The following is a 24728-nucleotide window of genomic DNA, read 5'->3' as shown; positions in this document are numbered from 1 at the left end:
AGACCGCCGGGCCGTGCTTCCTATCGGCCGATGCTCAGGCGGCGAGCCCGACACGGGTCTGCGACACTGCGGCGAGCGGATGGCCGACTTCCGGCCTCTCTCCATCGGCCCAGCGGCGCAGCGCAGCAGCGAGCGGCGCGTGCAGTGTCCGTTCGCTGCCGACGCCGCAGAACAGGCCGTTGGGGCAGTAGCGATCGTCTTCCCAGCCCAGATGGTTGAGGATCGGATAGAGGCACAGCGCCCGCACATCCGCCCCGGCGGCATTGGCCTGCTCCACCTGCGCGGCGACATGGAAGAACCAGTCGGCCCGGCCCGCACCCTCGCACCCCGTTTCGGCCAGAAACAGCGGCCTTGCGTAGCGCTGCTGCGCGGCGACCAGCAGCGGGGCGAGCGCGTGCGGCTGATCGGGCAGGGTGCGCGAGGGGTGCATCCACTGGCTGTGCGGATAATGATTGACGCCGACGACATCGACCAGCGCCTCGTCCCCGCCGAGATAGGGGGCGGCGCGGCCGAGAATGATGTCGAGCGCCTGGAACTGGGCCTCATGCGCCTCGGCGGCACCCGCGGCATGCTCCTCCTGCTCCGGAATGACGGCGATCAGCGGTTCGGCGGTCATGATCGGCATGGCAGGCGCCGCGCTGCGGACCGCCCTGGCGGCGGCGATGAAGGCGGCGCACAGGCCGCGCTTCATCTCGTCGCCCTGCCCCTTCATGCAGGGGTGCATGAAGCCTTCGTCGCCGGCCGCCCAGGCGAGAAAGCTGATCTCGTTGATCGGCACCACCGCCGCGTCCGGCCCCATCCGTTCGGCGGCGCGCGCGGCGAGCTCGGCGAAGCGCTCGACGAAGCCGCGCTGCAGCGGGTGCGTCCAGTCGGGCCAGCCGAAGTGCAGCAGATCCCACATCACGCGGACTCCGGCGGCTTGGGCGGCGTCGACCATCCGGTCGAAATCGTCCCAGTCATGGCAGCCGGGGACGTGTTCGATCCGGTGCCACACCAGCCCGTCGCGCACCGAGGCCATGCCGTGACGGCGGACCAGCCGGTAATCCTCGAGCGCGCGGCGGTGGTGGCGTGTCGCGGCCTGGACGTCGAGCCGGATGCCGTCGCGCCGCCGGTAACTGGTGCATTCGAAACCGGCCATCACCGGGCTGTCGAACCAGTCGGCGGCGGTGGCGCCATCGGCGCTTTCGCGCGCCAAGGTTTCGCCCGTCAGGGTCATGCGGCGGCCACGCTGAGCCGGATCGGCCGGTCGAGCTCCACACGGCGGAAGGCGGCAAGCGCCTGCCCGACGATCTGGTCCATATTGTAATAGCGGTAGGTGGCGAGGCGGCCGACGAAGATGGTGTCGCTCGCGCGCGCCAGCGCCTCGTAGCGCTTGTAGAGCGCCTGCGTTTCGGGGCGCGGAATGGGGTAATAGGGGTCGCCTTCCGCCATCGGATATTCGCGCACGATGCTGGTCTGCGCATTGGCATCGCCGGTCATGTGGCGGAACTCGCTGATGCGGGTGTAGGGCACATCCTCCGACGGATAATTGACCGTGCCGACCGGCTGGTAGCCGGGCGTATCGACAATCTCATGCTCGAAGCGCAGCGAGCGGTAGGGCAGCTTGCCGAACCGGTGGTCGAAATATTCGTCGACCGGGCCGGTCCACACCATCCGGTCCCAGGTGACGCCGGCAAGGTCGCCGTAATCGGTGCCGGTGCGCACGTCGATCAGCGGCGAGGCCAGCATGTTTTCGAACATGGCGGTATAGCCCGCGGCCGGCATCGCCTGGAATGTGTCGGTGAAATAGCGGTCGTCGGTGTTGCTGCGGGTCGGCACGCGTGCCGTCACCGACTTGTCGAGCTCGCTGGGGTCGAGCGCCCATTGCTTGCGGGTGTAGCCGCGGAAGAAGAGTTCGTAGAGTTCCCGCCCGACGCGGCCGACCACGACATCCTCCGATGTGCGCACCTCGTCGACCGGTTCGGCACGGCTGGCGAAAAAGGCTTCGACCGCATCGTCGCTGTCGAGCGACAGGCCGTAGAGGCTGTTGATGGTGGTGCGGTTGATGGGGATCGGCAACAACTGTCCGCGCACCTTGCCCAGCACCCGATGCTCATAGGGCCGCCAGTCGGTGAACTGCGACAGATAGTCGACGATGTCGGCGCTGTTGGTGTGGAAGATATGCGGGCCGTAGCGGTGGATCAGATTGCCGGCGGCGTCGCGCTCGTCATAGGCATTGCCGCCGATGTGATCGCGCTTGTCGATCAGCAGCACGCGCTTGCCCGCCTGGCTGGCGAGCCGTTCGGCCATCACCGCCCCGGCAAAACCGGCGCCGACGATCAGCACGTCATAATGGCGCGCGGGCTGGCGCGCCTTGCGGGCGGCGACGGTGTCGATATGCTTCTGCATCGCCGACTGGGTGATGTCCCATGACAGCGACACCAGCGCACGGTCGACGGCGGGCAGCCAGCTTTGCGGCGTGCGCGACAGGGCGAGTGCGCGGTCGCACGCTTCGGCAAAAGCCTGCACGCCGCCGGCGATCTCGACGCCGTTGAGATCGCCATAATGCCGTTCAACATCGACGATCGCGGTCGACACCACCGGCTTGCCGCCTGCGAGATATTCCGGCGTCTTGGTCGGCGAGATGAAGCGGGTCGAGTCGTTGAGCGCGAACGGCATCAGCGCGACATCCCAGCGACCCAGGGACAGCGGAAGATCGGCATAGGCCTGGCCGCCGGGGTAGGCGATATTGGCGCGCCGGGGCAGGTCGGCGGGGTCGATCTTGACCACCGGGCCGATGAATTCGAAGCGATAGTCGGGGCGCGCATCGGCGAGCGCTGCGACCAGATCGAGGTCGAGCCGCTCGTCGATAACGCCATAGAAGCCGAACAGCGGCGGACCATCGGCGCGTGCGACGCTGCGGGCACGCTCGAAATGGGCGCGGTCGACGCTCGACGGGAAGGGGTGGATATTGTCGTGCTGGGCGCGCTTGGCTTCATAGAGGCTGTAGCCGCCGGTGAAGACGACATCGGCGAGCTTGAGCAGCTCGGCCTCGAGCGCGGGCAGTTCGGCGGGGGCGAAGCGGAAGGCGGACAGCTCGTCCATGCAATCGAACACGGTGACCGCCGAGGCGATGCCGCGCGCCAGCGGCAGCATCATCGGTGTGTAGAACCAGCGTACCGCGACCTCGCCGCCACGGTCGGCGATCATCTCCTCGAGCATACCGGCGGTCAGCCGCTGCCGATCCGCCGCGTCGAGTCCGTGCGGCAGGCGCGGGGTCGCAACGATGACGCCGCTGCTGTCATGGACCACATCGAGCATCGGCGCGCCGGGCTGCTCGGTCGCCTCTTCCCAAAAGATCACGGTGTAGCGCTCCGCAAAGCGTGTCATCAGATGCTGCGGGCGCTGCAGCACGAACTGCCAGCGCAGGTGCGACAGGCAAAGCAGCACGGGCTTGCGTCCCGCGTCGCTAGAGGGCGCGGCGGTTTGATCGGCGACTGGCGCGCCGTCGGCAGAATCGAAGGTCATGGGGGAGCTTTCGGAAAGACGGCCCGCGCGAAACGGGCAAGCGGAAATGCAGGGAGGGATCGAGGTCTGACGCGGCTTGCTAAGTCGGCGCTGTCAGCATCTTGGGAGGCGGCAGGGTGCCCGCCGCTGCCATCGCCATCAGCTCGGTCTTGCGCGCCAGCAGGCTTTCGCCCAGCGCATCGAGATCGACATCGTCCTTGCGGACCTGCGCGAACATGCTGTCGCGCTGGCGTTCTTCTTCGCGGACATGATGCTCGATCATCTCCTTGAGCACCGTCACCTTCGCATCGTAGAAGGTGTCGGACGGCTCCCCGTTCAGCAGATCGAGAATGATCCGCTTGGCGCCGTCATGCTCGACATAGGCTTCCTTGAGCAGATCCTCTTCGACGGCATCGGCGACGGCGGGATAGAAAATCTCCTCCTCGATCATCGCGTGCACGGTGAGTTCGTCGCAAATCTGGCGGACGATCTTGTTTTTCTGGGCCGAGGACCGGGCCGATTCGAATTTTTCGAACAGCTCCTCCACCGCGCGGTGGTCTGCGGCGAGTAACTGGATTGCATTCTTGTCAGCCATCGCAGAACAACTCCTTCGGGCTGTTCAAGTGATGAGCGTCCGGCCGGGTTCCCTGCGGGTAACCCAGGTTAGTGGTAAAGTGCGGCAGCCCGTGGCGCCGGTCCGACGCGCGATTGCACGGCCATCGGGTACGTCACGGAACTTGCCTGCCCATGCCGGATTGAGGGGGTCGAGGAGTCCTGCCGATGCCGGCACGCGCTTATTGGAAAGGCCAGTTGCGACTGGCGCTGGTGTCGATACCCGTCGAAATCTACGCGGCGACCAGATCGGGTGCGGCCATCGCCTTCAGGCAGATCCACGAACCCAGCGGCAAGCCGATCAAATATGAGAAGACCGCCGCCGGGGTAGGGCCGGTCGACAGCGACGACATCGTCAAGGGCTACGAGATTTCCAAGGGCAATTATGTCCTGCTGGAGGACAAGGAGATCGAGGCGGTCAAGATCGAGAGCCGCAAGACGCTCGAGCTCGTCCAGTTCGTCGCCGCGGAGGACATCGATGTCCTCTATTACGAGAAGCCCTATTTCGTCGTTCCCGCCGACGATCTGGCCGAGGAAGCCTATGTCGTGCTGCGCGAGGCGCTGCGGGCCGCGAAGAAGGTCGGCGTCGGCCAGCTTTCGGTGCGCGGGCGCGAGCAGCTCGTCTCGATCAAGCCGTGCGGGCGCGGGCTGGTGATGGAGCTGCTGCGCTACGCCGACGAGGTGCAGAAGGCGCAGGGCTATTTCCGCGACATTCCCGATACCAAGCCCGATGCCGACCTGCTCGACCTTGCGACCACGCTGATCGACAAGAAGACCGGCCCGTTCAAACCCGAGGCGTTTCACGACCGCTATATCGAGGGCGTCAAGCGGCTGGTGGAGAAGAAGGCCAAGGCCAAGGGCAAGCTGGTGCTGGAGGATGCCGACGACGGTCCGGCGCGCGGCGGCGGCAATATCATCGACCTGATGGCCGCGCTCAAGAAATCGGTCGGCGAGGGTGGCGGCACTGCGGCAAAGAGCAAAGCGCCGACAAAGAAGGCCGCGGCAAAACCCTCAACGCGCAAGCGGGCCTGACGCGATGGCGCGCACCGATTCGCTGGCAAGCTATAATGCCAAACGCGATTTCCGGCGCACGACCGAACCCAGGGGCAAACGCGAATCGAGCCCGGGCGGCAACCGTTTCATCGTCCAGAAGCACGACGCCACCCGGCTGCACTGGGATTTCCGGCTGGAAGTCGATGGCGTGCTGAAAAGCTGGGCGGTGACGCGCGGGCCGAGCCCCGATCCCGGCGACAAGCGGCTGGCGGTGCGCACCGAGGATCATCCGCTGTCCTACGCCGATTTCGAAGGCATCATTGCCAAGGGCGAATATGGCGGCGGCACGGTGATGCTGTGGGATCGCGGCACCTGGGCGCCGGTCGACGGCAAGAGCGTCAAGGATATCGACAAGGGGCACCTCCATTTCACGCTTGATGGCGAGCGGATGAAGGGTGAGTGGCTGCTGATCCGGCTGAAACCGCGTGCGGGCGAGAAACGCGAGAACTGGCTGCTGCGCAAGCTGGCCGACGCGCATGCCCAGAGCGGCGATGTGCTGGTGGACCGCGCGCTGACCAGCGTGCTGACCGGCCGGACGATGGCGGAAATTGCCGCCGACACCAAAGGATCGGTCAGCCTGTCGGGCAAGACGGGGGACGATTTTGCCGATGTCATGGCGAGGTCCGGCCGCCACAACCGCAAGGAATCCAAGCCGCGCAAGCGTGGCGACAAACCGCCCGCCTTCCAGCCCGTGCAACTGGCGACGCTGGTCGACGCGGTGCCGACGGGCAACGCATGGCTGCACGAGATCAAGTTCGATGGCTATCGCGCGCTGGTCTCGGTCGGCGCGGACAAGGTGACGGTCCATACCCGCAACGGGCTCGACTGGACCGACAAATTCCCGGCGCTGGTGCGCAGCCTCGGCGCACTCGACCTGCCGCCGGCGTTGATCGACGGGGAAATCGTGGCGGCGGGGCAGGATGGCAATCCGGATTTTTCCGCACTGCAGGCCGCGCTCAAGCGCGGCCATGGCGCAGAGGACGAGGCCAATCCGCTGGCGTTCCACGCCTTCGACCTGCTCAGCCTCGACGGTGAGGATCTGACCGGGCTCAGCACCATCGAACGCAAGGAACGGCTGGCGGCCCTGCTGGGGGATGCCCCACCGCCGATCCATGTGGCCGATCATGTCATCGGCGCGGGCGAAAAGCTGTTCGATGCGATGTGCCGTGCCGGGCAGGAAGGGATCATCTCCAAACGCATCGACGCCCCCTATCGCGGCAAACGCACGCAGAGCTGGGTCAAGGTCAAATGCACACGGCGGCAGGAATTCGTCATCGTCGGTGCCAGCAGGAGCAGCGCGGCGAACCGGCCCTTCGCTTCACTGCTGCTCGCCCAGCATGAGGACGGCAGCCTCGTCTACAAGGGCAAGGTCGGCACCGGGTTCGACGGCGATACGCTGGCCGAACTGGCGGCGAAGCTGGAAAAACTGGCCACCGGCACCGCGCCGGTCGATGTGCCGCGGGCCGAGAGCCGGGGTGCCCGCTGGGTCAAGCCCAGGCTGGTGGCGGAGGTCGCCTTCGCTGAATTCACGGCAGACGGGCGGGTGCGGCACGGCAGCTTTCTGGGCCTGCGCAGCGACAAGCCGGCAAAGGCGGTGACGCCCGAGCAGCCGCAGCCAGCGCCCGCTGCCGCCGCGACGGTCGCGATCAGCAGTCGCGACCGGGTGATCGACCCCGATAGCGGCCGCACCAAGGGCGAGCTTGCCGACTATTATGCCGCGATTGCGCCGCTGATGCTGCCCTTTGCCGCGCGTCGCCCGATCAGCCTGGTGCGCTGTCCGCAGGGGCGCGCCAAGCAATGCTTTTTCCAGAAGCATGATTCGGGGGCGTTCGGCGACCATGTCGATCATGTCGCGATCCGAGAGAAGGATGGCGGCGCGGAAGATTATCTGTTCGTCGAGAATGTCGAGGGGCTGCTCGCCTGCGTGCAGATGGGCACCATCGAATTCCACGGCTGGGGCAGCCGCAGCGATGCGGTGGAACGGCCCGACCGGATGATCTTCGATCTCGACCCCGACGAAGGGCTGGGCTTTGCCGAGGTCAAGCGCGCCGCGCGCGACATCGCCGACCGGCTGTCGGACATAGGGCTGGTCAGCTTTGCGATGCTCTCGGGTGGCAAGGGGGTGCATGTGGTCGTGCCGCTGACCGCGGGGCACGAGTGGGTCGTGCACAAGGATTTTGCCCGGCGCTTTGCCGAGGCGCTGAGCGTCGCCGAGCCCGACCGCTTTGTCGCAACGATGAGCAAGGCCAAGCGCAAAGGCAGGATCTTCATCGACTGGCTGCGCAACCAGCGCGGCAGCACCGCCGTGCTGCCCTATTCGGCGCGCGCCCGCTCCACCGTGCCGGTCGCGGTGCCGGTCGGTTGGGACGAGCTCGACGGCATCGATACCGCCGCCCGCTGGACCATCGCCGACAGCCAGGCGCTGCTCGACCGCGCCCGGAACAAGGCGCTGGTTGGCTGGGGTTTCGCGGCGCAGCGGCTGCCGGATTTCTGAGCGGGTCGGGTAGAACGCGCGGCAGCCGCCGCCTCAGAACCGCCCGCAGTCGTGGGTCGGCTCGGCAGCGGCGAGCGCGCCGAGCGGGTCGTCCTTCCAGAAATCGACGATGTGCGCCCAGGCCTCTTCGGCGGTTTCGACGAAGTGGAACAGGTCCAGGTCGCGGCGGCTGATCACGCCCTCGTCGGCCAGCGCGTCGAAATCGACGACGCGGTTCCAGAAGCTCTTGCCGAACAGCAGGATCGGCATCGCCTTCATCTTGCCGGTCTGGATCAGGGTGAGCAGCTCGAAGGTCTCGTCGAAGGTGCCGAAGCCGCCGGGGAAAACGCAGACGGCGCGGGCGCGCAGCAGGAAATGCATCTTCCTGAGCGCGAAGTAATGGAACTGGAAACTGAGCTCCGGCGTCACATAGATGTTGGGCGCCTGCTCGTGCGGCAGCACGATGTTGAGCCCGACCGACGTTTCGCCGCATTCATGCGCACCGCGGTTGGCGGCTTCCATGATCGAGGGGCCGCCGCCCGAGCAGACGACGAAATGGCGCTTGCCGGCCGCATCGCGCGGCACCGCGCTGGCGCGCGCGGCGAGCCGCATTGCCTCGGTATAATAGGGTGCCTTGGCGGCAAGATTTTCGGCGATGCGTTGTTCTTCGGGGGTCTTGGCGGCGTCGAGCAGCGTTTGCGCATGATCGGGGCTGGGAATGCGCGCCGAGCCATAAACCACCAGCATCGAGGCGATCTGCGCTTCGTCGAGCAGCAGTTCGGGCTTCAGCAGTTCGAGCTGGAAGCGCACCGGGCGCAGATCCTCGCGCAGCAGGAATTCGGTGTCCTGGAAGGCGAGGCGGTAGGCCGGGCTGTCGGTCTGGGGGGTGGAGAGGTTCTGCGTGGCAAAACGGGCGTCTTCGCGCGCTTTATGGAAGCGCGAGCCATTGGGTTTGGTATCGGTCATTGGCGCAGGTCTAGCGGTTTTGGGTTACGGTGCCAAGAATCCCTCACCTCTCTCCCGTTTACGGGAGAGGGAAAGACGCCGAAGGCGGCGAGGGTGAGGGTGTGTTATAGAGCGATGCGCTGCATACACACCCTCACCTTGGTCGCTGCGCGACCTGTCCCTCTCCCGCAAGCGGGAGAGGGGATTATTCACCGGCAGTAATTCTGTCCGCTCATGTCGAAGTGGAAGTGGTTGGCGTGCAGGCTGTTGTAATCGGGGCTGAGCACGGTGCCGAAGCGGCGGCAGGCGGAGCCGCGGATCAGGCGCAGGAATTGCTTGGCGTCATCGTCGCCATTCCAGCCGCCGAGCACGGTCAGCCGCCGCCCGTCGGCGAGTATGAAGGCGGAAATGTCGATGGCATTGGCATAGGCGTGCTGGGAGAGTCGGCCGCTCGCCGCGCCATTGACGTTGCGGCAATTGTAGGTGCCGAAGGTTTCGATGCGCACCACATCCTGCCCATAGACCTGCCGCGCGGCAGGGCGGACGGCGTGGCGCACCCAGGCGACGAAATTGCGCGCCAGCGGGCAGGTCATGGGCCCGAGATTGGTGGTCGGCGTGCCGATATCGTTGAGCGCGAGCGTGCCGCGGGTGATGCAGCCGCCGCCGAAATCCTGATCGGGCAGCGGGGTGAAACGCACGTCGGCGCGCTGCAGGTCGGCAAAGCAGCTCTGCGTTTCGGGCGATGGTGCGGCGAGCACCGGGCGCGAGACGGAGGGACGGCTGGTCGATGGCGGGGCTTCCCCGCGACGCTCCGGCGCGCCGAGGCAGGCGCTGAGCGCGAGGGCGGCGGCGAGCGGGGCGGCGAGGCGGAACATGGCGCCAGAGGTACGCCCGACATGGTAAAAACCGCGTTAACGGTTGGGGCGATCAGCGGGCGCTTGCGCGAGCGAACGCCACACCAGCGGTGCCAGCCGCGCCATATCGACATGATGTCCGCCGCCGTCGAGCGGCACCAGCCTGGCGCGCGCCCCGCCAGCCGCTGCCAGCCGTTCGCCATGCGCATAGGGGATGATGGCATCGGCGGTGCCGTGGAAAAGAGTAACCGGCGGTCCCGGCCGGGCAATACGGGCAAGATTGTCGTAGCGGTCGGGGAGGATGCCCCGCACGACGGGCGGCGCGGCATCGGCGAGCCGGGTGAACGCACCGAGCGTTGCGATACCATCGACCGGTCTGCGCTCGGCCTCGGTCAGCGCCACCGCGCCGCCAAGCGAATGGCCGAACAGGTAAAGGTGGCCGCCAGCAGGCAGTCGGCTGCGCGCGAAATCCGTGAACGCCTGTGCATCGCGGGCAAGGCCGGCCTCGCTGGGGCGGCCCGGGTTGCCTGAAAAGCCCCGATAGCTGGTCATCAATACGCCGCGCCCGCCAGCGGCCAGCGGTTCGGCGCGCACTGCGTCACGATACAGGCTGCCACCATTGCCGTGGAAATAGACGATGATGTCGCGCTGCGGGGCCACCGGCTCCCACAACAGTCCGCTGAGCTCGATGCCATCGCTGGTGCGGACGCTGACGGCCAGCGGCGCACGTTCCTGCCATGCGGGAGCGGCCGCCACGTCCGACGGCCGATAGATGCGGTCACGCACGATACCGGCACAGCCTGTCAGCGCCGTGGCCGCCGCAACGCTCAGAGCGAACCGATGGAAATTCCGCATATTGTGCTCCCCGTTTTTCTGTTGCTGCGGACATTCGCTTGACTGGCGGATGAATATCTCTAGGGCCGTCGCCGGGCCACGCTCCCCCAACGGTGCGCGAGCTCTCTGCAAGGAGAGAATATTGTGACGAACCCGATGCCGACGCGCAAACCCGCGCGTCCTTTCTTTTCTTCCGGTCCCTGCGCCAAGCCGCCGGGCTGGGCCCCAGACAAACTGTCCACCGAATCGCTTGGCCGTTCGCATCGTGCCAAGATCGGCAAGTCGCGTCTCGGCTACAGCATCGATCTGATGCGCGAGGTGCTGCAGGTGCCCGATACGCACCGCATCGGCATCGTCCCCGGGTCCGATACCGGCGCCTTCGAAATGGCGATGTGGACCATGCTCGGCGCGCGGCCGGTCACCACGCTGGCGTGGGAAAGCTTCGGCGAGGGCTGGGTGACCGACGCGGTCAAGCAACTGAAGCTCGACCCCACCGTGCTGCGCGCCGACTATGGCCAGCTGCCCGATCTTTCCGCCGTCGACTGGACCAATGATGTCCTGTTCACCTGGAACGGCACCACCTCCGGCGTGCGCGTGCCCGACGGCGACTGGATTGCCGACGATCGTCAGGGCCTGAGCTTCGCCGACGCGACCAGCGCGGTTTTCGCTTATGATCTGCCTTGGGACAAGCTCGATGTCACCACCTTCTCCTGGCAGAAGGTGCTGGGCGGCGAGGGCGCGCATGGCGTGCTGATCCTTGGGCCGCGCGCGGTCGAGCGGCTGGAAAGCTACACGCCGGAATGGCCGCTGCCGAAGGTGTTCCGCCTGACCTCCAAGGGCAAGCTCAGCGAAGGCGTGTTCAAGGGCGAGACGATCAACACGCCGTCGATGCTGGCGGTGGAAGACGTGATCTTCGCGCTCGAATGGGCGAAGTCGCTGGGCGGCCTTTCCGGGCTCAAGGCGCGTTCCGACGCCAATGCCGCAGCGCTCGATGCGATCGTAGCGGATCGCTCATGGCTCGGCCACCTCGCCGCCGATCCGGCGACCCGCAGCCGTACCTCGGTCTGCCTGACCGTCGAGGGCGCGGACGAAGCCTTCATCAAGGCCTTTGCCGGCGCGCTCGAAAAGGAAGGCGCGGCCTATGACATTGCGGGCTATCGCGATGCCCCGCCGGGCCTGCGCATCTGGTGCGGTGCGACGGTCGATACCGCGGACATCGAGGCGCTCGGGCCGTGGCTCGACTGGGCTTATGCCAGTTTGAAGAGCTGACCATCCAGTCCCCTCTCCCCTTCAGGGGCGAGGGTTAGGGAGAGGGGCAGTCCTTATACAAACCCATCATTCACGGGCCGGAGCGAGACACTGCCCCTCTCCCCGGCCCTCTCCCCTGAAGGGGAGAGGGAGACAAAACATGACCCAACCCAAAGTCCTCATCTCCGACAAGATGGATCCGCGCGCTGCCCAGGTGTTCCGCGAGCGCGGCGTCCAGGTCGATGAAATCACCGGCAAGACCAAGGACGAGCTGATCGCCATCATCGGCGATTATGACGGGCTCGCCATCCGCTCGGCGACCAAGGCGACCAAGGAGGTGATTGCCGCCGCGACCAACCTCAAGGTCATCGGCCGCGCCGGCATCGGTGTCGACAATGTCGATATCCCCGCCGCCTCGGCGCAGGGCGTGGTGGTGATGAACACGCCGTTCGGCAACAGCATCACCACTGCCGAACATGCCATCGCGCTGATGTTCGCGCTGGCCCGCCAGTTGCCCGAAGCCAACGCCCGGACGCAGGACGGCAAATGGCCGAAGAACGACTTCATGGGCGTCGAGCTGACCGGCAAGACGCTGGGCCTGATCGGCGCAGGCAACATCGGCTCGATCGTCGCCGACCGCGCACTGGGCCTGAAGATGAAGGTCGCTGCCTTCGATCCCTTCCTCTCTGCCGACCGCGCCGTGGCGCTGGGCATCGAGAAGGTCGATCTCGACACGCTGCTGGCGCGCGCCGATTTCATCACGCTGCACACGCCGCTGACCGACCAGACTCGCAACATCCTGTCGGCGGAAAATCTCGCCAAGACCAAGCCGGGCGTGCGCATCATCAACTGCGCGCGCGGCGGCCTGATCGACGAGGCGGCGCTCAAGGCAGCGCTCGACAGCGGCCATGTTGCCGGCGCGGCGCTCGACGTGTTCGCGGTCGAGCCGCCCGCGCCCGACCATCCGCTGTTCGGCACCCCCAATTTCATCTGCACGCCGCATCTCGGCGCGTCGACCAGCGAGGCGCAGGTCAATGTCGCCATTCAGGTGGCCGAGCAGATGGCCGATTATCTGGTCAATGGTGGTATCACCAACGCGCTCAACGTGCCCAGCCTGTCGGCGGAGGAAGCCCCCAAGCTGAAGCCCTACATGGCGCTCGCGGAAAAACTGGGGGCACTGGTCGGCCAGCTCGAGGGCGAAGCGATCACCGGCGTCGCCATCGAGACCGAGGGTGCCGCTGCGCAGCTCAACCCCAAGCCGATCGTCGCGGCGGTGCTGGCCGGGCTGATGGGTGTCTATTCGGACACCGTCAACATGGTCAACGCGCCCTATCTCGCCAAGGAACGCGGGCTCGACGTGCGCGAGGTGCGCCATGACCGCGAGGGCGATTATGCGACGCTGCTGCGCGTCACCGTCACCACGGCCGACGGTGCCCGCTCGGTCGCTGGCACCATCTTCGGCAAGAGCGAGCCGCGCCTCGTCGAAATCTACGGCATCAAGGTCGAAGCCGATCTGTCGGGCGACATGCTGTTCGTGGTCAATGTCGACGCACCCGGCTTCATCGGCCGCCTTGGCTCGACGCTGGGCGAAGCGGGCGTCAACATCGGCACCTTCCACCTCGGCCGCCGCGAAGCGGGCAGCGAGGCGGTGCTGCTGCTCTCGGTCGACGGTGCGGTGCCCGAGCCGGTGCTGTGGGCGGTGTGCCGCATCGAAGGCGTGAAGAAGGTCAAGGCGCTGCGGTTCTGATCGTCTAAGGCCCCTCTCCCCGGAGGGGAGAGGGCGCCGCCTGTTCCCTCTCCCCTCCGGGGAGAGGGTTAGGGAGAGGGGCAGTCATCAAGCAAAGCAGGGATGGGAGCAGCATTGCCACGCAAAGACCCCGTTCAACTCGCCAATGCCCGGGCGATGCGCAGCGAGATGACTCCGCCGGAGGCAAAGCTCTGGCACTATCTGCGTGCCAGACGCTTCCATGGTGTCAAATTCTCCCGCCAAGTGCTGGTCGGCCCTTACATTGCCGATTTTGCAGCGCGTGAGGCCAAGCTGGTGATCGAACTTGACGGCGACAGTCATGGAACGCAGTTGGCCTATGACGAGCGGCGGACGGGGTTGATCGAGAATGAAGGCTATAAGGTCATCCGCTTCACTAATCGCGATGTTCTGACCAACTTAGAAGGTGTGCTTGAAATGATCGGTCGCGCGCTCAACCCTGCCCCTCTCCCCAACCCTCTCCCCGGAGGGGAGAGGGAGTAAAATGCCTCCCCAGCTCCTCCCCGAAGGTCTGCGTGATCGCCTGCCGCCCGAGGCCGAAGCGGCCAGCGATGTGTGCCGTGCGATGGTCGATGTGCTGCGCAGCCATGGCTATGCGCGCGTCGCACCGCCGATTGCCGAGTTTCGCGAGACGCTGGCCGGCAATGCGCGAGACACGGCGGCCAGGGATCTGCTGCGCTTTACCGATCCGGTCTCGCGCCGCACGCTCGCCATCCGGCCGGACATCACTCGCCAGATCGGCCGCATCGCCACCTCGCGGCTGGCCGGTCAGCCACGCCCGCTGCGCCTGTCCTACGCCGGCCAGGTGGTCAAGCTGACCGCGTCGAGCCTGTGGCCCGATCGCGAGATGACCCAGGTCGGTGCCGAGCTGATCGGCAGCGACAGCGTCGCTGCGGTCAGCGAAGTCGCCACGCTCGCGGTCGAGGCGCTCGCCGCGGCCGGCGTCACCGGCATCACCGTCGATCTGACGCTGCCCGATCTCGTCGACACGCTCGCCGCCAGCGCCTTTCCGCTGCCGGCGGAGACCATCCCCGCGGTCAAGGCCGAGCTCGATTCCAAGGACGCCGGTGCGCTCGCCGCGCTGGGGGCGGACGCCTATCTGCCGCTGCTCGCCGCCACCGGCCCGTTCGATGCCGCGGTGGCGCGGCTGCAGGCGATCGACGCCGGCGGGGCGCTCGCCAGCCGCATCGCCGCATTGAAGACCATCGCCGCCAGCCTCGCCCCGCATGCGACGGTGACGCTCGATCCGTCCGAACGGCACGGCTTCGAATATCAGAGCTGGATCGGTTTCTCGATTTTTGTCGCCGGGCACGCCGTCACCGTCGGCCGCGGCGGCAGCTACAGCATTGTCCATGGCGACGGGCGGTCGGAGCCTGCCGTCGGCTTCTCGCTCTACCCCGACCCGCTGATCGGCGGCGGGCTGGGGCGGGGTGAGCGCGAGCCGCGCCTGTTCCTGCCGCAGGGCCATGATCGCGCCGCCGCCGCCGCGCTGCGCGCCGACGGCTGGGTGACGGTGGCAGCGCTGGATGCGGCCGACGACGCGCAAACGCTCGGCTGCTCGCACCATCTCACCGCCACCGGCCCGGCCCGTCTGGGCGGCTAGGGACCGGCCCGACCGGTTTGCGGTGCGACCAGACAGGACCGCCTGGGGCCTCGGCGCTACTCGGCCCCCCTCAGAAACCCCGCGATTGCCTCGCCCTCTGTCGTTCCCGCGCGGCCCGCGTCGCGGTTGACGGACATGTGGCTGGCGCCGGCGATGCCGCGCAGCTCTACGGCGGCGCCGCCGCTGCGCAGCGCTTCGGCAAGGCGGCGTGACTGGTCGGCGGAGTCGGCGCGTTCGGCGACGTGCAGGATCAGCCAGCGGCGGGCATCGCTGCCGCCGGTGTGGGTGATCGGGGAAAGCGCGCGCTGGCGTGCCGGATCGTCTGAGAAGGCAGGGCGGTAGAGGCGCTCGGTGAGCAGGCGCGCGCCTGCCATTTGTCGCGGCACGTCATAGCCAGCGCCGTCGAGCAGGACGACACCGGCAATTGCCTGCATCGGCACCCCGGCGGCTGCCAGATAGCGTTCGTCGGTAGCGACCAGCGCGGCGAGATGCGCGCCGGCGCTGTGTCCCATCACTATGATGCGGTCGGGATCAAGGCCGAGCTGCGCGGCATCGCGCCGCAGCATGGCGATGGCGGCGGCAATGTCGGCGGCCTGGTCGGCCGGGGTGACATCGGGGACGAGGCGATAGTTGGTCGAGGCAAAAGCATAGCCGAGGCCGGTGTAATAGGCCGGCTTGTCCCCGGCCCCCTGCCGCTTGTCGCCGATCGACCAGCCGCCGCCGTGGATGAACAGGACCAGCGGCGGCGGGGCGGCGCCGTCGGCCGGGCGCGCGGCGGGCCAGTAATCGAGCCGCTGGCGGGCGTCGCTGCCGAAGGCAAGCTCGCTGCCGCCGCTCGCCGGGCGCGCCCGCTCGCCGCCCCGCGCCGCTTCCCCGCCGCGACGGGAGACGGCGCGTTCGACGATGGCGGCGCGGCAGTCCTCGGACAGCTCCGCGATGCGGTTGCGCACGCAGGCGCGGATTGCGTCCCGCCCGCCTGCGCCGCGGCACAGCGCCATCACCTCGCGCCGGCAGTCGGCGGGCAGGCGCTGCCGGTCCTGCGCCGCCGCAAGCCCGCTCGCCAGCAGCGCGGCACAGAGGGACAGCATGATCAAACGGCGCATCGCATTCTCCTGTGGCCCGGCCAACAAACAGCATGCTTTGCCATAGACGCATGCTCTTGCGGGCAGTAACGCGCCATGCGGCCCGGCCCTTCGCGGCGGGCGCTCAAGGACAGCAGGAATCGCAATGGCCAATGTAGCAGTGATCGGCGCGCAATGGGGCGACGAGGGCAAGGGCAAGATCGTCGACTGGCTGGCGAGCCGCGCCGATGCGGTGGTGCGCTTCCAGGGCGGGCACAATGCCGGCCATACGCTGGTGGTGGGCACGCAGACCTACAAGCTGAGCCTGCTGCCGTCGGGGATTGTCACCGGCACGCTGTCGATCATCGGCAATGGCGTGGTGCTCGATCCCTGGGCGCTGCGCGACGAGATCGCCAAGCTGCGCGGACAGGGGGTGGAGATTACCACCGAGAATTTCGCGATTGCCGACAATTGCCCGCTGATCCTGCCCTTCCACCGTGACCTCGACGGCCTCAGAGAGAATGCGGCGGGATCGGGCAAGATCGGCACCACCGGGCGCGGCATCGGCCCGGCCTATGAGGACAAGGTCGGCCGCCGCGCCATCCGCGTCTGCGATCTTGCGCACCTCGACGCGCTGGGGCCGCAGCTCGACCGGCTGTGCGCGCATCATGACGCCTTGCGCGCCGGCTTCGGCCAGCCGCCGATCGATCGCGCCGAGCTGGTCGAGCAGCTCGCCGAAATCGCCGATTCGGTGCTGCAATTCGCCCAGCCTGTGTGGAAGCGGCTGAAGAAGGTGAAGAAGGCGGGCGCGAAGATCCTGTTCGAAGGCGCGCAGGGCGTGCTGCTCGACATCGACCATGGCACCTATCCGTTCGTCACCAGCTCCAACACCGTCTCCGGCACCGCGGCGAGCGGTTCGGGGCTTGGCCCCGGCGCCATCGGCTTCGTGCTCGGCATCGCCAAGGCCTATACCACCCGCGTCGGCTCCGGCCCGTTCCCGACCGAGCTCGAGGACGAGACCGGCCAGCGGCTGGGCGAGCGCGGCCATGAATTCGGCACCGTCACCGGGCGCAAGCGGCGCTGCGGCTGGTTCGACGCGGTGCTGGTGCGCCAGGCCTGCGCCATTTCCGGCGTGACCGGCATCGCGCTGACCAAGCTCGACGTGCTCGACGGGTTCGAGACGATCCGCATCTGCACCGGCTATCGCCTGCGCGGAAAAATCCTGGATTATTTCCCCAGCCACGCTGCCGATCAGGCCGAGGTCGAGCCGATCTACGAGGAAATGCCCGGCTGGCAGGAAACCACGGCTGGCGCGCGCAGCTATGCCGACCTGCCGGCACAGGCCATCAAGTATGTCCAGCGGGTGCAGGAGCTGATCGAAACCCCGATCGCGCTGGTTTCGACCAGCCCGGAGCGCGACGACACCATATTGATCCGCGATCCGTTCAGCGATTGAGCGGCACGCAATGTTCCGCAAGCGCTGGCTGCTGTTGTTGCCCATGCTGGCGCTGACGCTGGGCGGCGCAACCCTGTGGTTGGCGATGCCTGCCGAGCCATGGGTCGCGCCGCTGCCCGCCGGGACCCGGATCGACCACCTGCTGGTCGACAAGAGCGAGCGCACGCTGATCGGCTTCGCCGCGGGGCGCGAAGTCGTGCGCTACACCGGCGTTCGGCTGGGCGATGCCCCGCGCGGGCACAAACAGTTCGAAGGCGACGAGCGGACCCCCGAAGGCACCTATCGCATCAGCGTCAAAAATCCCGGCAGCCGCTATGTGCTGAGCCTCAAGATCGACTATCCCAATGCCGCCGACCGGGCCTTTGCGGCCGCGCGCGGGCGGTCCGCAGGGGGTGACATCTTCATCCACGGCCAGCCCAACCTCTGGCCCGGCCCGGCGCTTGCCTATGATTGGACTGATGGCTGCATTGCGCTGACCAATGCCCAGATGCGTCAGCTCTATGGCGCGGTTATAGTCGGAGCGGAGATCACCATTCGTCCCTGAAGGGGCGGTCTCCCAGCGCTTCCCTCAGCTTCCCGTGCGGCGGCAGCGGTCCGAGCAGTAGATGACGTTGGCCCAGTCGCGCGCCCATTTCTTGCGCCAGGTGAAGGGGCGCTGACACACCGGGCAGAGCTTTTGCGGCAGATTGGCCTTGGCGACGCCGTTCGGCATCAGCGGGCCTCGCCGTCAAGGAAGGCGGCGACATCGGCGAGGTCGATATCCCGGGCGAGGAAAGTCTGGCCGATGCCGCGGGCGAGCAGGAAGGGCACCTTGCCGCCGCTGGCCTTCTTGTCATGCGCCATGTGCGCGGTCAGCGTCGCGCCGTCGGCGGCGATTCCGGCGGCAGCGAGCCCGTCGGGCAGGCCCACGCTGTCGAGATGGGCGGCAACGCGCGCTGCATCCCCGGCCGGGCACAGGCCTCGCCGCACCGAATAGCGCAGTGCCAGCGCCATGCCGGCGGCCACCGCCTCGCCATGCAGCAGCCGGTCCGAAAAGCCGGCCTCGGCCTCCAGCGCGTGGCCGAAGGTGTGACCGAGATTCAGCAGCGCGCGGCGGCCGCTGGTCTCGCGCTCGTCATCGGCGACGATGGCCGCCTTGGCGGCGACGCTGCGGGCGATGGCGTGGCGGCGCGCGGGGGCATCCCCGGCGAGCAGCGCGGCGCCATGCTCTTCGCACCAGGCAAAGAAGCCGGCATCGTCGATCAGCCCATATTTGACCACTTCGGCATAGCCCGCCGCCAGTTGCCGCGCCGGCAGCGTGTCGAGCGTGGTCGGATCGATCAGGACGAAGGCTGGCTGGTGGAAGGCGCCGACGAGATTCTTGCCGGCGGCGGTGTTGATCGCGGTCTTGCCGCCGACCGAGCTGTCGACTTGCGCCAACAGCGTCGTCGGGATCTGCACGAAGCCGCAGCCGCGCTTGACGATGGCGGCGGCAAAACCGGCAAGATCGCCGATCACCCCGCCGCCGAGCGCGAGGATATGGTCGCCGCGCTCGACACCTTCCCCGAGCAGCCCGTCGACGAGGCGGGCAAGGCCGTCCCAGCTCTTGCTGCCTTCGCCTGCGGGCACGACGATGGTCGATGCAGGGATGCCGCCGGCCTCCAGCGCAGCGGTGAGGCGGGGCAGTTGCGTGGCAGCGACCGTGCTGTCGGTGACGATGACCGCGCGGCCGCGCAGCCAGGGGGCAAGGTGGCGCGCGGCATCGTCGAGCGCGCCGTCGGCGATGGTCACGTCATAGCGGCGTGCGTCCAGCTCCACGGGAACGATCGTCGGCTGGCTCATGCGCCATGCTCCTTCAGGGCGGATATGATGGCATCGACGGCGCGGCCGTGCGGCGCCGCGTCGGAACGGACCCGCACCGGCGCCTTGGCATAATCGGGCGCCCGCCGTGCCAGCAATTCGGTCAGCACCTCGGCGGGGTTGCGGCCGCGCAGCAGCGGGCGGTGGTTGCGCCGCGCCACCCGGTCGACCAGCACCGGCACGGGCACATCGAGCCACACCGCGATGCCGCGATCGAGAATCATCGCCTGCGTGTCGGGCTGGGCAAAGGCGCCGCCGCCGGTGGCGACCACGCAGCGCGGCTGATCGAGCAGGCGGGCGATCACGCGCCGTTCGCCATCGCGGAAATAGGGTTCGCCATAGCGGTCGAAGATTTCGGCGATGCTCATCTTCGCCGCTTTCTCGATCTCGTCGTCGGCATCGTAAAAGGGCAGGTGCAGCCGCGCCGCCAGCCGCCGCCCGACGCTGGACTTGCCCGATCCCATCATGCCGACCAGCACGATCGGCTTGCCGTCGCGATGGGGGGCAAGGGGGGCGGAAGTGGCAGCCATGCGCCGCCTATAACGGTTGTTGCCGGTGCGTAAATGCCACGGACCCGCCGGGTGCAGCGAGCGGCATTGCCCCCGACGGCTCCTAGCCGCTAAGGAAGCGGTGCGCGGACCGGCCGGACAGGCCGGACGCCAAGGGTAAAGGGATTGGGCGAGGCGCGTGGCACTCAGGAAATCGACGCTCTGGATCGGAGGCGGGCTGCTGACTGCGCTGGTGGCGCTGCCGGTGATCGGGCAGGAATCGCTGCTGCCGCCGGGCTTCGACCAGCCGCCTGCGCGCCCGGCGCCCACGCCCGCTCCGGCGCCGACGCCTGCCCCGCGCCCCACCGCGCCGACCGCGGACCCGGCCCGTCCGGCGCGCCCGGCTCCGTCGCCCGCCACCGGCGCGGTGCCGCTTGCCGACGGCGACGCGACAGAGGTGCCCGAGGATGGTGCGGCTGCCGAGGACGAAGCGGCGCTGCCGCCGCGCTATGACCTGCCCCCCGGTTCGCGCCGCCTGCTGACCCGCATCGGGCCGCTGACGCCTGAGACCGGCGGGATGCCCGCCAACGCCTTCGGCAGCCGCGGGCTCTATCTCACCGCACTGATCGACGGCACGCGCAAGCCGCTGGTGTCGCGCTGGGGCTCGATCCTGCTGCGCCGCGCGCTGCTCTCGGGCGTCGACACCCCGCCCAACATCAATGGTGCGGATTTCGCCGCAGCGCGTGCGCTGCTGCTGCTGCGGCAGGGCGAATCGGTTGCCGCGCGCATGCTGGTACAGTCGGTCGACGTCGACAAGGCGAGCGAGCGCATGCGCGACGCGGCCTTGGCGGTCTATATCGCAAATGCCGATCCGGGCGGGCTGTGCCCCTATGTCCCGGCGATGGCCGGGCGCGGCAACGAACAATGGGATCTGGCCGCAGCGATGTGCAGCGCCATGGTCGGCGAATCCGGCACCGCCAGTGCCGGCATCGAGCGCAGCCAGCGGCGCGGACGGCTGCCGGCGATCGATATCAAGCTCGCTGAAAAGGTGGTCGGTGCCGGCATCAACAGCCGCCGCTCGGCAACGGTGCTGTGGGACGATGTCGAGGCGCTGACACCGTGGCGCTTCGGTCTCGCTACCGCCACCGGTGTCGAGATTCCGACGGAATACTGGCAGCGGGCGACGCCTGAACTGCGCCATTGGGCGGTGCAGACGCCGATGATCGGCGTCGAGCAGCGGCTGGCCTGGGCACCGGCCGCGGCGGCAAAAGGCGTGCTTTCGGCGCGCGGCTATGTCGATCTGGTGAGTTGGGCAGCGGACAGCGACGGGGCGAGCGAGGATGTCACCGACATGGCGCGCGAGCTGCGCCTGGCCTTCGCCGCGCGCGATCTTTCGGTGCGGGTCGCCTCGATCGTGGCGATGGGCGCGGCCGACGGGCAGGGCTATGCCGGCCGGGTGTTGGCCGCGCGTGCGGCGGCGCGCATCGGCCCGGTCGATCTGGCCGATGACGAGGCGTTCGACATGCTGGCTGCGATGTTCGCCGGCGGGCTCGACACCAACGCCATGGCCTGGGCCAGCAATGTCAGGGTCGGCAGCCAGGCGTGGGGCCTGCTCGCGGTCGGCTCGCCGCGTCCGCTGGTCGGTGTCGATGCCGGCGCGGTCGGCGATTTCGCCGGCGATGATCCGAGCGACGGCAGCCTGCGCACGCGCTTTCTGGCCGCCGCGCTGATCGGGCTCGGCCGCGTCAGCGCCGACGATGGCGCCGATCTCGCGCGCGATCAGGGGCTGGCGCTGGGGACAGAGACTCGCTGGACGCGCAACATCCGCATGGCCGCCGCGCGGGGCGAGCCGGGCACGGTGGCGCTGCTGGTGGCAGCCGGGCTGCAGGGACGCGACTGGAGCACCGTGCCGCCCTATCACCTCTACCACATCACCCGGGCGTTGCGCGAAGTGGGGTTGGGGGCAGAGGCGCGGATGATCGCAGCCGAAGCCCTGACCCGCGCCTGATGCCAGCGCCGGGCGACGCGCCGGTCGCCAGCGATTCGGATCTGGGGCTGATCGATCGGTTCATCGAGATGCTCGCGGCCGAGCGCGGCGCGGCGCGCAACACGCAAATCGCTTACCGGCGCGACCTGCTGCAGGCCGCCGCTACGCTGCGCGATTCCGGTGGCCTTGCCGGGGCCACGACCGACAATCTCACACAGCTCGCCGCCGGGTGGCAGACGCTGGCGCCGTCGAGCCTGGCGCGCAAGCTGTCGGCGGTGAAGGGTTTCTACCGTTTCTGCGAGGAGGAAGGCCTGCGGCCCGACGATCCCGCAGCGCGGCTGGCGCGGCCCTCGCTACAGCGACCCTTGCCGCGCATCCTGAGCCATGATGACATCGCCGTGCTGTTCGCCCATGTCGAGGCGCGGGCGGCGAGTGGCGATGCGGCGGGCCGGCGGCTGCTGGCGCTGGTCGAACTGCTCTACGGATCGGGGCTGAGGGCCAGCGAACTGGCCGGGCTGCCGCGCCGCGCCTTTTCGTCCGGGCGGCCCTATCTCATCATCCAGGGCAAGGGCGGCAAGGAACGGCTGGTGCCGCTGTCCGACCGGGCACGGCAGGCGCTGTCCGGCTGGCTGGCAATGGTGCCCGCCGAATCGCGCTGGGCCTTTCCGGTGGGGGACCGGCCGATGTCGCGCATCCGCCTGTTCCAGTTGATCCGCGAGGCCGCAGCCGCGGCGGGCATCGATCCGGCGCGCGTCAGCCCGCATGTGCTGCGCCATGCCTTTGCCACGCACCTGCTGGAAGGCGGCGCGGACTTGCGGGCGCTGCAGACGATGCTGGGCCATGCCGACATCGCCACCACCGAAATCTACACCCATGTCGACAGCCGCCGACTGGTCGAGCTGGTCAACCGCCGCCACCCGCTGGCGCGGATGGACGGGGCGCGAGCGGGAAGCCCCGGAGAGGACGGCGGCGGCTAGAGGCTGTCCTGTTTTGTTTGAACCGTAGTGCTTCGACAAGCTCAGCACTGCGGAGTGAAATGGCGCCAGTCGGCCTCAAGCCTCGGCGGGCTTGCCGAACAGTTCGTGCAGTTCGCCGGCCTCGTACATCTCCATCATGATGTCCGATCCGCCGATGAACTCGCCGTTGACATAAAGCTGGGGGATGGTCGGCCAGTCGGAGAAATCCTTGATGCCGGCGCGGATTTCCTGATCCTGCAGCACGTCGACGCTGCTGTATTCGACGCCGATCCGGTCGAGGATGGCGACGGCGCGGCTGGAAAAGCCGCACTGCGGGAACAGCGGCGAGCCTTTCATGAACAGCACCACCGGGTTGGTGGAGACGATTTCGGCGATGCGGGCGTTGGTATCGGACATCGGGGTCGATCCTTGGGGCTTAGGCTTGGTCGGGAACGGCGGTGGTCAGTTGCAGCGCGTGCAATTCCCCGCCCATGCGGCCGCCGAGCGCGGCGTAGACGGCGCGGGTGCGCGCGATGCGGTTCATGGAACGGAAGCTGTCCGCGACGACGTGCGCGGCATAATGGTCCCCGTCGCCGGCGAGATCGGTGATCGTCACCTCGGCATCGGGGATGGCGGCGCGGATCAGCGTGGCAATATCGTCGGCGGCCATCGGCATGACGGGATCAGACGCCTTCGATGAACTGGCGGCGCGCCTCGACAGACTTTTCCTCGAGCGCGGCGCGCACCGCGGCTTCGTCGATGTCGACACCGGCGGCGACCATGTCGCCCAACAGCTTGCGGATCACATCCTCGTCGCCCGCTTCCTCGAAATCGGCCTGTACTACCGACTTGCCGTAGCTGTCGGATTCCTCGGCGGTCAGCCCCATCTTGTCGGCGGCCCACAGCCCGACCAGCTTGTTGCGGCGCGCGGTGATGCGGAACTGCAGTTCCTCGTCGCGGGCGAACTTGTTTTCGAACGCGCGTTCGCGGTCGTCGAAGCTGGTCATGGTGGCTCCTTGCAGGTGGTGGGGCGGGGCGCTGGGCACGCCCGCCCGAGTTCACCCTATGTAAGTGGCGCAGCCGGGACACGCAACCGGGGGGACAGAAGGTGCGCGGCGGCAGTATTGCCCAATTCCTCGGCAGATCCGGCTGCGCGGGATTCCATCGCTCGTGCAAAGCGGGTAGAGGCAGGGCATGCGTAAGGTCTTCCTGCTGCTGCTCGGAGCAGCTCTCATCGGCGCCTTGGCCATGGCCGCCTGGCATCTGTTCGGCGGGCCGCAGCCGCCCAGCCGCGTGGTCGATCCGCGCGACTGGCAGGACGGGGCCGATCTGTCCGCGCCCGATCCGTTCGGCGGCGACAATCCGGAGCGCGCGGCGGCCCCGGCCGGCGCACCTCGCCCGGCCGAGGGCGACAAGCTGACCCCCGACGAGACGAACGAGGAGGCCCGCGCCGCCAAGCTGTGCCGCGGCGATCTCTCCACCGAACCCGGCACCACCCTCTACGGCCACCGCCGCTTCGGCGAGCCGGCGGGTGGATCGCTGACCGGGGTGCCGTCCGGCTTCGGCTCTGGCGGCTGCCAGCAGATCCACCGCGACATGGCCGATGCGCTCAAGCAGTTGCTCGACGCGGCCGAGGCCGACGGGCTGGGCGGCGACATCATGGGCATCAGCTGCTATCGCTCGATCGAGCGGCAGGCGGCGATCTTCTGCAACCGCGCGCGAATCGCCGCGCGCGGCTTTGCCGGGCAAGCCTTTTCGGTGGCCCCGCCGGGCTATTCGGAACATTCGACCGGCTTCACCATTGATTTCGGTAGTCGCAAGGACCCGGGTTGCAATCTCGAAGCCTGCTTTGCCACGACGGCCGTGGGGCGCTGGCTCTCGGAAAATGCGGGTCGTTTCGGCTTCGAGATGTCGTTCCCGCAAGGCAATGCGCAGGGCGTGACCTATGAGCCATGGCATTTCCGCTGGAAGGGCAGCGGCGCGGCACAGTCGGCGCTCAGCGGGGTATAGCGTTAAGGCGTAGTTCGGGTTAGACTATTCATTGTGACAGCCCATGTTTACAGTTCAG

At 68.0% G+C, this 24728-nt stretch carries 24 protein-coding genes; 11 read left to right on the top strand and 13 right to left on the bottom strand.

Annotated elements, in window-relative coordinates; all coding sequences use genetic code 11:
- Positions 1–34: 34 nt before the first annotated feature.
- From AC0QC4_RS02950 to AC0QC4_RS02940, 3 genes are all read right to left on the bottom strand, one after another.
- Positions 35–1216 carry a hypothetical protein gene (locus tag AC0QC4_RS02950; RefSeq protein ID WP_483658220.1) on the bottom strand — a complete coding sequence of 394 codons (1182 nt, stop codon included), beginning with the start codon at positions 1214–1216 and terminating at the stop codon, positions 35–37.
- Positions 1213–3507, bottom strand: a complete 2295-nt coding sequence (gene glf, locus AC0QC4_RS02945; protein ID WP_483658219.1) for a UDP-galactopyranose mutase — start codon at positions 3505–3507, stop codon at positions 1213–1215. Before glf ends, AC0QC4_RS02950 begins: the two co-directional genes overlap by 4 nt.
- 79 nt (positions 3508–3586) lie before the next feature.
- A complete protein-coding gene (locus tag AC0QC4_RS02940; protein WP_483658218.1) occupies positions 3587–4081 on the bottom strand; it encodes a hemerythrin domain-containing protein in 495 nt (164 codons plus the stop codon).
- 185 nt (positions 4082–4266) lie between these two features.
- Between AC0QC4_RS02940 and ku the strand changes: the two genes are divergently transcribed.
- Positions 4267–5130 carry a non-homologous end joining protein Ku gene (gene ku / locus AC0QC4_RS02935; protein WP_483658217.1) on the top strand — a complete coding sequence of 288 codons (864 nt, stop codon included), beginning with the start codon at positions 4267–4269 and terminating at the stop codon, positions 5128–5130.
- A gap of 4 nt (positions 5131–5134) precedes the next feature.
- Positions 5135–7645, top strand: a complete 2511-nt coding sequence (gene ligD / locus AC0QC4_RS02930) for a DNA ligase D (RefSeq protein WP_483658216.1) — start codon at positions 5135–5137, stop codon at positions 7643–7645.
- Positions 7646–7678: 33 nt separating this feature from the next.
- On the opposite strand, the gene AC0QC4_RS02925 is transcribed toward ligD, so the two are convergent.
- From AC0QC4_RS02925 to AC0QC4_RS02915, 3 genes are all read right to left on the bottom strand, one after another.
- Positions 7679–8590, bottom strand: a complete 912-nt coding sequence (locus AC0QC4_RS02925; RefSeq protein WP_483658215.1) for an LOG family protein — start codon at positions 8588–8590, stop codon at positions 7679–7681.
- A 188-nt stretch (positions 8591–8778) separates the two neighbouring features.
- Positions 8779–9444: an extensin-like domain-containing protein gene (locus AC0QC4_RS02920; RefSeq protein ID WP_483658214.1), complete on the bottom strand. Its 666-nt coding sequence runs from the start codon at positions 9442–9444 to the stop codon at positions 8779–8781.
- A gap of 36 nt (positions 9445–9480) precedes the next feature.
- The gene (locus tag AC0QC4_RS02915; RefSeq protein WP_483658213.1) at positions 9481–10278 is read right to left on the bottom strand and encodes an alpha/beta hydrolase; all 798 of its coding nucleotides are present in this window, start codon (positions 10276–10278) and stop codon (positions 9481–9483) included.
- Positions 10279–10413: 135 nt separating this feature from the next.
- On the opposite strand from AC0QC4_RS02915, the gene AC0QC4_RS02910 reads away from it, so the two are divergent.
- The 4 genes from AC0QC4_RS02910 (at position 10414) to AC0QC4_RS02895 (ending at position 14873) form a co-directional block, all read left to right on the top strand.
- Positions 10414–11526, top strand: a complete 1113-nt coding sequence (locus AC0QC4_RS02910) for a phosphoserine transaminase (RefSeq protein WP_483658642.1) — start codon at positions 10414–10416, stop codon at positions 11524–11526.
- A 139-nt stretch (positions 11527–11665) separates the two neighbouring features.
- Positions 11666–13252 carry a phosphoglycerate dehydrogenase gene (serA, locus tag AC0QC4_RS02905; protein WP_483658212.1) on the top strand — a complete coding sequence of 529 codons (1587 nt, stop codon included), beginning with the start codon at positions 11666–11668 and terminating at the stop codon, positions 13250–13252.
- A 102-nt stretch (positions 13253–13354) separates the two neighbouring features.
- Positions 13355–13753, top strand: a complete 399-nt coding sequence (locus AC0QC4_RS02900; protein ID WP_483658211.1) for an endonuclease domain-containing protein — start codon at positions 13355–13357, stop codon at positions 13751–13753.
- Between the two features lies 1 nt (position 13754).
- Positions 13755–14873: an ATP phosphoribosyltransferase regulatory subunit gene (locus AC0QC4_RS02895; protein ID WP_483658210.1), complete on the top strand. Its 1119-nt coding sequence runs from the start codon at positions 13755–13757 to the stop codon at positions 14871–14873.
- Positions 14874–14929: 56 nt separating this feature from the next.
- Here the strand turns inward: AC0QC4_RS02895 and AC0QC4_RS02890 are convergent, their stop codons facing one another.
- Positions 14930–15976, bottom strand: a complete 1047-nt coding sequence (locus AC0QC4_RS02890) for an alpha/beta hydrolase (RefSeq protein WP_483658209.1) — start codon at positions 15974–15976, stop codon at positions 14930–14932.
- Between the two features lie 124 nt (positions 15977–16100).
- Here AC0QC4_RS02890 and AC0QC4_RS02885 point away from each other — a divergent pair, with 124 nt between their 5' ends.
- Positions 16101–17390 carry an adenylosuccinate synthase gene (locus AC0QC4_RS02885; protein WP_483658208.1) on the top strand — a complete coding sequence of 430 codons (1290 nt, stop codon included), beginning with the start codon at positions 16101–16103 and terminating at the stop codon, positions 17388–17390.
- Positions 17391–17400: 10 nt separating this feature from the next.
- Positions 17401–17934, top strand: a complete 534-nt coding sequence (locus tag AC0QC4_RS02880; RefSeq protein WP_483658207.1) for a L,D-transpeptidase family protein — start codon at positions 17401–17403, stop codon at positions 17932–17934.
- 24 nt (positions 17935–17958) lie between these two features.
- Here AC0QC4_RS02880 and AC0QC4_RS02875 read toward each other — a convergent pair whose 3' ends face one another.
- From AC0QC4_RS02875 to AC0QC4_RS02865, 3 genes are read right to left on the bottom strand one after another with little or no spacing between them, the layout of a single operon-like run.
- Positions 17959–18102: a DUF2256 domain-containing protein gene (locus AC0QC4_RS02875; RefSeq protein ID WP_483658206.1), complete on the bottom strand. Its 144-nt coding sequence runs from the start codon at positions 18100–18102 to the stop codon at positions 17959–17961.
- Complete coding sequence (aroB, locus tag AC0QC4_RS02870) at positions 18102–19211, bottom strand: 3-dehydroquinate synthase (protein ID WP_483658205.1); 1110 nt, start codon at positions 19209–19211, stop codon at positions 18102–18104. Before aroB ends, AC0QC4_RS02875 begins: the two co-directional genes overlap by 1 nt.
- Positions 19208–19759, bottom strand: a complete 552-nt coding sequence (locus AC0QC4_RS02865; protein WP_483658204.1) for a shikimate kinase — start codon at positions 19757–19759, stop codon at positions 19208–19210. The genes aroB and AC0QC4_RS02865 overlap by 4 nt, the downstream gene beginning before the upstream one ends.
- Before the next feature lie 157 nt (positions 19760–19916).
- Here AC0QC4_RS02865 and AC0QC4_RS02860 point away from each other — a divergent pair, with 157 nt between their 5' ends.
- Positions 19917–21725, top strand: coding sequence for a hypothetical protein (locus AC0QC4_RS02860; RefSeq protein ID WP_483658203.1), 1809 nt, complete (start codon positions 19917–19919; stop codon positions 21723–21725).
- On the top strand, positions 21725–22681 hold the full coding sequence (locus AC0QC4_RS02855) for a tyrosine recombinase (protein WP_483658202.1): 957 nt from the start codon (positions 21725–21727) through the stop codon (positions 22679–22681). Before AC0QC4_RS02860 ends, AC0QC4_RS02855 begins: the two co-directional genes overlap by 1 nt.
- Positions 22682–22756: 75 nt before the next feature.
- On the opposite strand, the gene grxD is transcribed toward AC0QC4_RS02855, so the two are convergent.
- Genes grxD through AC0QC4_RS02840 form a run of 3 tightly spaced genes read right to left on the bottom strand, consistent with a single transcriptional unit; the run spans position 22757 to position 23667 of the window.
- Positions 22757–23077 carry a Grx4 family monothiol glutaredoxin gene (gene grxD, locus AC0QC4_RS02850; protein WP_483658201.1) on the bottom strand — a complete coding sequence of 107 codons (321 nt, stop codon included), beginning with the start codon at positions 23075–23077 and terminating at the stop codon, positions 22757–22759.
- A gap of 19 nt (positions 23078–23096) precedes the next feature.
- Positions 23097–23336: a BolA/IbaG family iron-sulfur metabolism protein gene (locus AC0QC4_RS02845; protein WP_483658200.1), complete on the bottom strand. Its 240-nt coding sequence runs from the start codon at positions 23334–23336 to the stop codon at positions 23097–23099.
- A gap of 7 nt (positions 23337–23343) precedes the next feature.
- Positions 23344–23667, bottom strand: coding sequence for a DUF1476 domain-containing protein (locus tag AC0QC4_RS02840; RefSeq protein ID WP_483658199.1), 324 nt, complete (start codon positions 23665–23667; stop codon positions 23344–23346).
- Between the two features lie 187 nt (positions 23668–23854).
- Here AC0QC4_RS02840 and AC0QC4_RS02835 point away from each other — a divergent pair, with 187 nt between their 5' ends.
- Entirely contained in the window at positions 23855–24670 is an 816-nt protein-coding gene (locus AC0QC4_RS02835; protein ID WP_483658198.1) for a M15 family metallopeptidase, read from the top strand.
- Positions 24671–24728 lie beyond the last annotated feature (58 nt).

It is taken from the genome of Sphingomonas sp. jy18, from assembly GCF_056931895.1.
Note: the sequence above shows the minus strand (reverse complement) of the source record. Positions and strands in the feature narration are given on the sequence as shown.